This window comes from Moorena sp. SIO3B2, assembly GCF_010692525.1.
Taxonomy (GTDB): domain Bacteria; phylum Cyanobacteriota; class Cyanobacteriia; order Cyanobacteriales; family Coleofasciculaceae; genus Moorena; species Moorena producens.
The window spans coordinates 1-1,117 of sequence record NZ_JAAHHE010000970.1; the positions used below are offsets into that span (position 1 = coordinate 1).

Annotated in this window: 1 protein-coding gene; it reads left to right on the plus strand. The window is 42.5% G+C overall.

The window, feature by feature from the left end; translation table 11 throughout:
* The first annotated feature begins 124 nt into the window (after positions 1 to 124).
* Positions 125 to 451 carry a peptidoglycan-binding domain-containing protein gene (locus F6K38_RS42795; RefSeq protein WP_287360982.1) on the plus strand — a complete coding sequence of 109 codons (327 nt, stop codon included), beginning with the start codon at positions 125 to 127 and terminating at the stop codon, positions 449 to 451.
* Positions 452 to 1,117 lie beyond the last annotated feature (666 nt).

Sequence of the window (1,117 nt, forward strand, 5' to 3'; positions counted from 1 at the left end):
TAGGGTTTTGAGATCGTCTTAAGGGTGTAGAGACAAAAGACAGAAAATAAAAACTTTGTCCAATGTCGAAACCTGAAAAGGTTTTCCTAGTAAACGTCAAATCATTAAGGAAAATAAATCCCTCATGGCAACTAACACTATCAATTCTAAATCTGTACTAGCTAATGGTTCTGAAGTAACTAGTCAGGCTAACACTGCTTACGTCACCCACCTACCAGTTTTGAAAAAGGGAACAGCCGGTGAAGCTGTCCGCTTTCTCCAGCAGTTATTAAATCGCTACATGGACTACAATTTGGTTTTTGACGGACAGTTTGGCTCCCAAACAGAACAGGCAGTAAGGAATTTCCAACGCTCCTACAACTACCAGGGCAAATCTAATCCTGAACGCTTGACTATTGATGGGATTGTCGGTAAAGAAACCTATCGTGCCATCGGTAATATGTTTTGCTAAAGATGCCGAATTAGTGCGTTCGCGTACCGTGACGGTCAATCGCGAACCGCTCTTTGGGCTAATCGCCTATCTTGTCAGGTGCGTTAACAACGTGTAACGCACCTTTTTTGCTATCATAGGACTTACGAAGTTTAGTTGGTTTTGCCCCCCTGCCCCCCAATTTTGGGGGGTAATGATGTCAAAGTCACCCAGAATTGGGGGATTTAGGGGGCACTTGCGTAAGTCGTGTATCAGTAATGGGTTCAGGTAGCGGCTGGGAGCATCCCTTTTTCAACAAACACACTGAAACGGCTACAAGTTAGCTGACAAAAGGGTTTTGGGCTTTGAAATCGGTTTAATGGGGTCAGTCGAGAACAAAAAATTGGTGCTAACTCGAAAAATTCCAAAATAGGGTTTTGAGATCGTCTTAAGGGTGTAGAGACAAAAGACAGAAAATAAAAACTTTGTCCAATGTCGAAACCTGAAAAGGTTTTCCTAGTAAACGTCAAATCATTAAGGAAAATAAATCCCTCATGCTAACTAACACTATCAATTCTAACTCTGTACTAGCTAATGGTTCTGAAGTAACTAGTCAGGCTAACGCTGCTTACGTCACCCACCTACCAGTTTTGAAAAAGGGAACAGCCGGTGAAGCTGTCCGCTTTCTCCAGCAGTTCTTAAATTGCT